9 protein-coding genes and 1 pseudogene are annotated in these 9113 nt (G+C 63.3%); 8 read left to right on the top strand and 2 right to left on the bottom strand.

Features of this window, described 5'->3' with window-relative positions:
- The 7 genes from NP534_RS23575 to NP534_RS23545 form a co-directional block, all read left to right on the top strand.
- Positions 1-522: alpha/beta hydrolase (locus tag NP534_RS23575; RefSeq protein ID WP_274100290.1), on the top strand; the 522-nt coding region annotated here is incomplete at its 5' end.
- Positions 523-586: 64 nt separating this feature from the next.
- Positions 587-1417: a sigma 54-interacting transcriptional regulator gene (locus NP534_RS23570; protein WP_274100289.1), complete on the top strand. Its 831-nt coding sequence runs from the start codon at positions 587-589 to the stop codon at positions 1415-1417.
- 176 nt (positions 1418-1593) lie between these two features.
- Positions 1594-2379 (top strand): MetQ/NlpA family ABC transporter substrate-binding protein, encoded by a 786-nt coding sequence (locus NP534_RS23565; RefSeq protein ID WP_274100288.1) that lies wholly within the window; start codon positions 1594-1596, stop codon positions 2377-2379.
- A 183-nt stretch (positions 2380-2562) separates the two neighbouring features.
- Positions 2563-3228, top strand: a complete 666-nt coding sequence (locus tag NP534_RS23560; protein ID WP_274100287.1) for an amino acid ABC transporter permease — start codon at positions 2563-2565, stop codon at positions 3226-3228.
- Positions 3209-3868: an amino acid ABC transporter permease gene (locus tag NP534_RS23555; RefSeq protein WP_274100286.1), complete on the top strand. Its 660-nt coding sequence runs from the start codon at positions 3209-3211 to the stop codon at positions 3866-3868. Before NP534_RS23560 ends, NP534_RS23555 begins: the two co-directional genes overlap by 20 nt.
- A complete protein-coding gene (locus NP534_RS23550; RefSeq protein WP_274100285.1) occupies positions 3865-4638 on the top strand; it encodes an amino acid ABC transporter ATP-binding protein in 774 nt (257 codons plus the stop codon). Before NP534_RS23555 ends, NP534_RS23550 begins: the two co-directional genes overlap by 4 nt.
- Positions 4635-5507 (top strand): transporter substrate-binding domain-containing protein, encoded by an 873-nt coding sequence (locus NP534_RS23545; RefSeq protein WP_274100284.1) that lies wholly within the window; start codon positions 4635-4637, stop codon positions 5505-5507. Before NP534_RS23550 ends, NP534_RS23545 begins: the two co-directional genes overlap by 4 nt.
- Positions 5508-5535: 28 nt before the next feature.
- Here the strand turns inward: NP534_RS23545 and NP534_RS23540 are convergent.
- Positions 5536-7859: pseudogene (locus NP534_RS23540) on the bottom strand (penicillin acylase family protein).
- Positions 7860-7945: 86 nt separating this feature from the next.
- Here NP534_RS23540 and NP534_RS23535 point away from each other — a divergent pair.
- A complete protein-coding gene (locus NP534_RS23535; RefSeq protein WP_033702094.1) occupies positions 7946-8512 on the top strand; it encodes a sugar O-acetyltransferase in 567 nt (188 codons plus the stop codon).
- Here the strand turns inward: NP534_RS23535 and NP534_RS23530 are convergent.
- A complete protein-coding gene (locus tag NP534_RS23530) occupies positions 8491-9048 on the bottom strand; it encodes a DUF6436 domain-containing protein (protein ID WP_274100283.1) in 558 nt (185 codons plus the stop codon). The two genes, NP534_RS23535 and NP534_RS23530, sit on opposite strands and share 22 nt — an antisense overlap.
- Positions 9049-9113: the final 65 nt, after the last annotated feature.

The raw sequence follows: 9113 nt of genomic DNA, 5'->3' as shown, positions 1-9113 counted from the left end.
CATTGGCAGAGTCATTGGCAGCGCACCCTGCCCAACAGCGCCCGGGTCGAGCAGCACGACTGGCTGACCCCGCAACGGCGCGATTGGGTGCAGGCCCTGGAACAGGCGATCACCGCCGAACGCTCGCCGGTGATCCTCATCGCCCACAGCCTGGGCTGCATCACCGTCGCCCACTGGGCCGCCGAGGCCAGCCCGGCGATGCTGCGCCAAGTGCGTGGCGCGCTGCTGGTGGCGCCTGCGGATGTCGAGCGGCCGACCTGCGCACCGGCCCTGCGCAACTTCGCGCCGATCCCGATGCAGGCGCTGCCGTTCCCAAGCCAGGTGGTCAGCTCCGACAACGACCCGGCAGTGAGCGTGCCGCGTGCACTGCACCTGGCCCAGGCCTGGGGTGCTGAAGCGGGGTTGCTGACCAATGCCGGGCACATCAACGTCAAGTCCGGCCACGAGCGCTGGGAACAAGGCTTCGCCTACCTGTATCGCCTGCAGAGCCGGGTCGAGCAGCGCGCACTGCGCCGCGCCTGATCGCCCCTACTGATTACCGTTAGCCTGACGCCCGGCCATCGAAGGCCTGGGGCGGGAGTTCGTCATGACCTTTCAAAACCCGTTTGGCCAGCCGCTGCTGACCTTCCCCGAGCTGGACAAGAGCCCGCTGAGCATTCGTGCCAAGGCCCTGGTGTTCATCGACCCCCGTTCGCAACAGCTTCGCCAAGACCTCGAACGCCTGGCGCCACTGCCCTTGCCTGTGCTGATTCGTGGCGAGACCGGTACCGGCAAGGAGTTGCTGGCGCGGCAGATTCATCGCGCCAGTGACCGCAGCGGGCTGTTCGTGTCGGTCAACTGCGCGGCCATCAGCCCGACCTACGCCGACGCCGAATTGTTCGGCTACAGCGCTGGTGCCCACAGCGGCACTGCCAGCAGCCGCGCCGGGTGGTTCGGTTCGGCCAACGGCGGCACCCTGTACCTGGACGAGATAGCCGACTTGCCGCTGGAGATCCAGAGCAAGCTGCTGGCCGCGCTGGAAAACCGCGAGGTGACCCGCGTCGGCGCGCAGCAGCCTCAGCCTGTGGATGTGCGCCTGGTGGCGGCGACCAGCATCGACCTGGCGCGGGTGGTGAAGGCCGGCAGGTTCAATGAGCGCCTGTACCAGTACCTGCGCGAGGGCGCGCTGGAACTGCCCCCCTTACGCGAGCGCCGTGGCGATATTCTGCCGTTGGCCGAGTACTTTGTGGGTATCTACACCGCCCGCCTGCAACGCTCTGTGCCGCTGATCAGCGACGCGGCCCAGCAGGTGCTGGAAGCCCATGCCTGGCCCGGCAACACCCGCGAGCTGGAGAACGTCATCCACTTCGCCCTGCTGGTGAATGACAGCGAAGAGATCCAGCCGGAGGACCTCGACCTGCCCAACCCTGCGCGTTAGACAGCGCTCATAAGCAAAGGCGGTGATGGCAGTTTGTTTTTGGAATAAGCAGCTAATTAAAAGATATTGTTGCGGCATAAGAAATCTCGGTATTGTCCGCTTCACGCTCACCCCACACGGGGCAGGGCACACGACTTCGCCATCGCCGATGGCCCAGATTCAGAACAAGGACCACCATGAAGAAGACCCTGCTGACCACTGCCCTGGCCGCCGCCCTGTCGCTCGCTGGCCTGGCCAATGCCGCCGAAAAACTGGTGGTGGCTGCCACTCCGGTGCCGCATGCCGAGATTCTCGAGCTGATCAAGCCGACCCTGGCCAAGGAAGGCGTGGACCTGCAGATCAAAGTCTTCACCGACTACGTGCAGCCCAACGTGCAGGTTGACCAGAAGCGTCTGGACGCCAACTACTTCCAGACCCTGCCGTACCTGCAGAACTTCAACGAGGGCAAAGGCACCCACCTGGAAACCGTGGTTGGCGTGCACGTCGAACCGTTCGGTGGCTACTCGAAGAAGGTCAAAAGCCTGAGCGAGCTGAAGGAAGGCGCCACCGTTGCCATCCCTAACGAGGGCAGCAACAGCGGCCGGGCCCTGCTGCTGCTGCAGAAGGCTGGCCTGATCACACTGAAAGATCCGAAAAATGCCTTGGCCACCCCGAAAGACATCGCCACGAACCCGAAGAAGCTGAAATTCCGCGAGTTGGAATCGGCCATGCTGCCGCGTGTGCTGGATCAGGTTGACCTGGACATGATCAACACCAACTACGCCCTGGAAGCCGGCCTGAACCCGGCCAAGGATGCGCTGGTGATCGAAGGTGCCGATTCGCCGTACGTGAACTTCCTGGTGGCTCGCCCGGACAACAAGGACAGCGAGGCCATCCAGAAGCTGGCCAAGGCCCTGACCAGCCCGGAAGTGAAGGAATTCATCGCCAAGAAATACAGCGGTGCGGTACTGCCGGCGTTCTGATCCGGTTGTAGCCCCAAGCCTGAAAACGCCGACACGTTCATGTCGGCGTTTTTGTTTGTGCGCGTGACAAGGGCAAAGTTAACCTGTGATATGCATATGCGATAAAGGTATTTATTAAATATTTTTTAGATCATTAAAGTCTAGTGATCGTGCCCCGGGGCACACTGCAGACTTGTTCTACCCATGACCTTCGACATCGCATTCATCCTCAGCACCCTGCCGGCATTTCTCAAGGCCGTGGGTGTGACCTTGCAGGTAGGCCTGATCGCCATCGCGACCTCGACGCTGGTGGCCCTGATCAACGCCACGATCCTGGTATTGCGCACGCCATACCTGTGGCGCCTGGTAAAGGGCTATGTGGAGCTGGCGCGCAATACGCCGCTGCTGATCCAGCTGTTCTTCGTGTATTTCGCCTTGCCCAGCCTGGGCCTGAAAATTTCCGGTTTTACCGCAGCGATCCTCACCATGACCTTCATGGGCGGTGCCTACCTGACCGAGGTGCTGCGTGCCGGTGTCGAGGCGGTGCCGCGGGCTCAGTTGGAGTCCGGGCGCTCCATCGGTCTGTCCGAAGGCCAATTGCTGCGGCATGTGATCCTGCCCCAGGCCACTGTCCTCAGCCTGCCCGCGCTGTTCGCCAACTTCATCTTCCTGCTCAAGGAAACCACCGTCGTTTCCGCCGTGGCCGTACCCGAGATCCTCTACACCACCAAGAACTACATCGCGTTGTACTACAAGACTTATGAAATGCTCGCCGTGCTGACCTTGCTCTGCGTGCTGCTGTTCCTGCCGCTGTCGTTGCTGCTGCGGTACCTGGAAAGGAGGCTGCAGCATGGCCAGTTCGGCGCCTGAACTGTTGCTGGTGTCGCTGCCGCAACTGGCCGGCGGTGCCGCGCAGACCTTGGCTATTTCGGCATTGGGCATCCTCTTCGCGACCTTGGGCGGCGTGCTGTATGGCGTGCTGGCCAGCCTTGGCAACCGTGGCCTGAACCTCGCCCTGCAAATCTATCTGGAGCTGTTTCGCGCCATCCCCGTGTTGGTTTGGCTGTACTTGGTGTTTTTCGGCCTGCCGATCTTCTTCGCCCTGAGCATTCCCAGTTTCTGGTGCGCGGTGCTGGTGCTGGGCCTCTGGGGGGCCAGCGAAATCGGTGAGGTGGTGCGCGGTGCGCTGCATTCGCTGCCGCGTGGTCAACGTGAAGCCGGGCTGTCGATTGGCCTGTCCGGCTGGCAGTTGTATGGCTACGTACTGCTGCCCCAGGCACTCAAGCGCATGACCCCGCCGACCATCAACATCTACACGCGGATCATCAAGACCAGCTCGCTGGCGGTATTGATCGGCGTGGTCGAGGTGATCAAGGCCGGCCAGCAGATCATCGAGCGCACCTACGAGTCGGTGCTGATCTACGGCGCGTTGTTTCTGTTCTTCTTCATCATCTGTTATCCGCTGTCCGCCGCCTCGCGCGTGCTGGAACGCCGTTGGGCACACGTATGAGCGCATTGATCGAATTTCAGGGTTTCAACAAGTTCTTTGGCGAGCACCAGGTGCTCAAGGACGTCGACCTCCAGGTGCACGCCGGCGAAGTGGTGGTGGTGCTGGGGCCCAGTGGCTGCGGCAAGAGCACCTTGCTGCGCTGCCTGAATGGCCTTGAACACGCCCACAGTGGCCAACTGCGCCTGGATGGCCAGGCACTGCTCGACCCGCGCACCGACTGGCGCCAGGTGCGCCAGCGGGTTGGCATGGTGTTCCAGAGTTACCACCTGTTCGGCCACATGAATGTGATCGACAACCTGCTGCTTGGCCCGCTCAAAGTGCAAAAGCGCGAGCGGGCCGAAGCGCAGGCCCAGGCCGAGGCGTTGCTGGCGCGGGTGGGCCTGCTGGACAAGCGCGATGCCTTCCCCCGGCAGCTGTCTGGCGGCCAGCAGCAGCGCATCGCGATTGTCCGCTCGCTGTGCATGAACCCCGAGGTGATGTTGTTCGATGAAGTCACAGCGGCCCTCGACCCGGAAATGGTCAAGGAGGTGCTGCAGGTGATTCAGGGCCTGGCCCGCGACGGCATGACCTTGCTCATCGTCACCCACGAAATGGCCTTCGCTCGCGCGGTGGCCGACCGCATCGTGTTCATGGAGGCCGGCAGGGTCCTTGAACAGAGCGACCCCGAGAGCTTCTTCACCCGACCGCAGACCGCACGCGCGCAGCAGTTCCTGGAGAAATTCTCCTTTGTAGAAAGCCTGCCGAAGACACTGCACAAGGAACTGTCATGAAAACTGCCAACTTCACCAAACTGCTGGCGCCGTTGTTCGGCCTGGCCTTGCTGGCCGGCTGCAACAAGGCCGAAGAACCCCCCAAACCCGCGGCGGCCTCACCTGCAACCAGCTACCTGGAAACCATCAAGGCCCGCGACAAGCTGATCGTCGGCGTGTTCACCGACAAACCGCCGTTCGGCTTCGTCGATGAAAAGGGCCGCTACGTGGGCTTCGATACAGACATCGGTCGCCGTCTGGCCAAGGACCTGCTGGGCGATGAAAACAAAGTCGAATTCGTTGCCGTGGAGCCGGCCAGCCGTATTCCGTTCCTGCAGAGTGACAAGGTCGACCTGATCCTTGCCAACATGACCGTGACCCCGGAGCGCAAGGAAGCGGTGGACTTTACCAACCCCAACCTGCGTGTCGCCGTGCAGGCCATTGTTGCCGACGGCAGCGCGGTGCAGAAGCTCGACGACCTGGCCGACAAGACCATCATCGTCACCACGGGCACCACGGCCGATATCTGGCTGACCAAGCACCACCCGGACTGGACGCTGCTCAAGTTCGAGAAGAACAGCGAGTCGCTGCAAGCGCTGGCCACGGGCCGTGGCGATGCCTATGCCCAGGACAACCTGATTCTGTTCAGCTGGGCCAAGCAGAACCCAGGCTACCGCGTGCTGCCTGAGCTGCTGGGCGACGAGGCACCGATTGCGCCGGCGGTGAAGAAGGGCAACACCGAGTTGCGCGACTGGGTGAATGCGGAGCTGGCCAAGCTGGGCGAGGAGAAGTTCCTGCTCAAGCTGTATGACCAGTATGTGCGCAAGGAGCTGAGCGACGACACCAAGCCTGAGAGCGTGATTGTCGAAGGCGGCAAGTGGCAGGGTTGATCGGCTAACGGGGGCCGCACAGCGGCCCTTACTCAGCCGGCACCAATCTCAAGGTGCTCTGCGCCGGTATCACGCCCATCTGTGCCTTCTGATACTGCCCCTCGATATAGCCCTCGGCCTGATCCGCATAATGCTGGTCAAACGGCACGCCACTTTGCCCAACCGGGTTGCTCGTCAATGCCTGCCCCGCATCGGCAAAGTCGATCAGCCTTCGCGTCGAAGGCCCATAAGTCACCGGCCATGGCGCCGGCCCGATCTTCGCCGACAGATTGTTGGGCACCTCATGCGTGCCTGGCGCGGCAAACGGGCCGACGTTGAACAGCAGGTTCAGCGGCTTTTTCACGCCGAGCGGATGGTTATGGGTCAAGGTATGGGTCTTGCCCCATTGCCAACTGGCCGGGTCGCTGCCCAGGGTATCGCGCAGGTGCTTCAAGCTCTTCTGCCAGGCGATGCGCACGATTGCCGCGCGGTCGGTACGTTCGTTGGCACCTCGGGTGCTCCACCAGGGCGACGCGGCATCCGCTGCCAGGCGGGGCAGGGCGGCATCGATGGCACGGGTGCTGATCAGCACCGGGAACCAGGTGTCGCCCAGTTCGTCATGCAGGGCAGCGAATGCCAGTTCATAGAGAAACTGGTTGAACAGCGTCGCGCTGGTCGAGTCCAGAGGGTAGTCACCGGCCCAGGCGGCCAGTTGCTCGACCAGCTCTTTTTCCTCGTCGCCCTCGGCCACCGCGCGCAGCGTCGCCAGCAACGGGGCAAGGGTGCGCGGGCCATAATCGCTGTGGGTGTCCAGCTGCAAGGCCTGGCTGTTCTGGGTGTCCCACTTCACGTCACGGTTGGCCAGGTGGCGGTCGAGTTGGCGGCCGAGGGCGGCTGATAGTTGGCCGAGACGATGTAGCCGCGTGAAGGGTTCTCTTGCTGCGGGTTGGCACTGAAGGGGTAGAAACCGAGCTTGTCCGCCTGTGGGCTGGCGCCATCGAGGATGAACGTCGGGTTGACGCCTTGCGGGCGGATCGGCAGTTGTGCCGCTGCCCACCAGCCGATATCGCCACGGGCATTGGCCCAGACGAAGTTCAGCCCAGGCGCCTGAACCTTGGCGGCGGCCTCGCGCATCTTGCCCAGGGTGTCGGCGCGGTTGAGCTGGTAGAATCCGTCGAGAATCGGGTTTTCGGTTTCAAGAAAGGCCCACCACATGGCCACCGGCGTGGTCCCGGCGCTGGCGCCCAGTACCTCGTTGACGATCGGGCCATGGGGCGAGCGGCGCAGGCTGATGGTGACCGGAGCCTCGCCTTTGACGGCAATGGTCTGTTCAGTCTTTTCCAGTGTTTGCCATGTGCCGTCGATCATCACCTGGTCGCTGTTGGCGGGGTTGGTCCGTTCGGCGATCAGGTCGACGTCATCGTTCTGGAACATGGTCAGGCTCCAGCCGAAGTCGCGGTTGTGCCCGAGCAGTGCGAAGGGGTTCAGGGCCTGGAAGTAGCCGTAGAGGTTGAACCCGGGCGCCGACAGTTCGGCCTCGTACCACACCGCCGGCACTGCGAAACTGATGTGCGGGTCACCGGCCAGCAGGGGCTTGCCGCTGCGGGTATGGCTGCCGGAAACGGCCCAGGCGTTGCTGCCTTCGAACTGCGGGATACCGGCGTCGTTCAGGGCGTCATGGCTGAGCCGGGCAAGTGCCTCCAGGCTGCGCCAGTCGGCGGCGGCCAAGGGGCTAGCCAAGGCACCCTCGGGCTGCCAGTCGAGGTCGAAGATCTTCAGGTACTGCGGGCCAAGCTGGTCGCGGATGTAGGTCAATGCCGGCTCGGTACGGAACGCGGCGGCGAAACTGTAGGCCAGGTAGCCGGCGATGCTGAGGGTGTCTTCGGCAGTGAACGGACGTGGGGTAATGCCCAGCAGGTCGAATTCGATTGGCTTGGGGTGGCTGGCCTGCCAGCTTTCGATGCCTTCAAGGTAGGCTTGCAGGGCCTGCCAGGCGGGCGATTGGCGGTCCAGCCGCTGCACCATCAGTGCCGCCTGATCGCGGATGCGCAGGCTGCGGAACAGGGTATCGGTGGGCAGCAGTTTGTCGCCGAGCACCTCGGCCAGCTCGCCTCGGGCCAGGCGGCGCATGATCTCCATCTGGAACAACCGGTCCTGGGCATGCACGTAGCCCAAGGCGCGGTACAGGTCCTGTTCGTTCTGCGCCTGCAGGTGCGGCACGCCGCGCCCGTCGTAGCGCACACTGACCGGCGCCTGCAGGCCGGCGATCAGCACCTCGCCCTCGCGTTGCGGCAGCTTGCCGTGCACGTACCAGTAACCGGCGCCAGCGGCCACGGCGATCACCACGGCCAACAGGGTCAGGCTGCGCTTCATCGAGACTCCTTGTGCATTAGAACGGAAACTGTGGTCCGATCATCGACGGATTCGCGAACAGAGCATAGCCCTCGAAAGGAGTTTCCATGTCCCTCAGCGAAAAACAGAAAATGCTCAGCGGCCAGCTCTACCACGCTGGCTGCCCCGAGCTGCAGGCCGAGCAGATTGCCAACAAGCACTGGATGCACCGCTACAACAACAGCTTCGAACTGCTCAACGACGCACGTCACAGCCTGCTGGCCGAGCACTTTGGCCAAGCCGGCGAAGGCACGGTGATCCGCCCGCCGTTCTATTGCGACTACGGCTACAACATCAACGTTGGCAGCAATACGTTCATGAACTTCAACTGCGTGATCCTCGATGTGCTGCCGGTGCACATCGGCGACGATTGCCAGATTGGCCCGGCGGTGCAGATCTACACCGCCGACCACCCATTGGACCCTGAGCTGCGCCGCACCGGCCTTGAAAGCGGCCGGCCGGTAACCCTCGGCAACAATGTGTGGATTGGCGGCGGGGCGATCATCTTGCCGGGGGTGACCATTGGCGACAACGCGGTGGTCGGCGCGGGCAGCGTGGTGACGCGTGATGTGCCCGCGGGTGCAGTGGTGGTGGGTAACCCGGCGCGGGTGCGTCAGGCGCCCCAAGGGCAGTAGCAACCCACCGCCAGAGTGTTGGAGGCGGTCACTGGGCGGCCGTCGAGCAACGCCTTGATAATCGGCTCGATGAAGCTGTTGCTGGCGTTGCACACCGCGCCCTCGCTGTAGGGGCCGAAGTAGGCCAGGTGGCCTTGCCGGTCCCAAATGGCCACGGCCGGGGAGGCGGGCAGGTGTTCGCTGCCAGGAAGGCTGGCGAGGGGCTTGAGGGCAGTGAGGTTCGCCGGTAGCTGGCCGTGGCTGCCGGGCTTTTGCAACACATGGAAAGTGACGCCCTGGCCTGTGAACTGGCTGACCAAGTCGCCCAGGTGTTGTTGGTTACCGACATTGCACGGGCAGGCCGGGTCCCAGAAGTGCACGACGCGGATCGGCCCGGGGCCGGCCAGTTCGGGGGGCAGTTGCAGTTGGCTGCCGTCGAACAGGGTGGCCTGGTTGTCGAACGTGCGCAGGTAGCGGGCCTGGAAAGCGTCGTAGGCCAGCCACAGGGTGAGGATGCAGAGCAACAGGGCAAGCAGTTTGATGACGCGAGTATTCATGAGGGTGTCCGCGGGCCTTTGTAGGAGCGGCCTTGCGTCGCGAACGGGGTGCGGAGCAGCCCCAG

It is taken from the genome of Pseudomonas sp. 39004 (assembly GCF_028682155.1).
Taxonomy (GTDB): domain Bacteria; phylum Pseudomonadota; class Gammaproteobacteria; order Pseudomonadales; family Pseudomonadaceae; genus Aquipseudomonas; species Aquipseudomonas capeferrum.
This window is presented reverse-complemented; position numbering and strand designations above follow the sequence as displayed.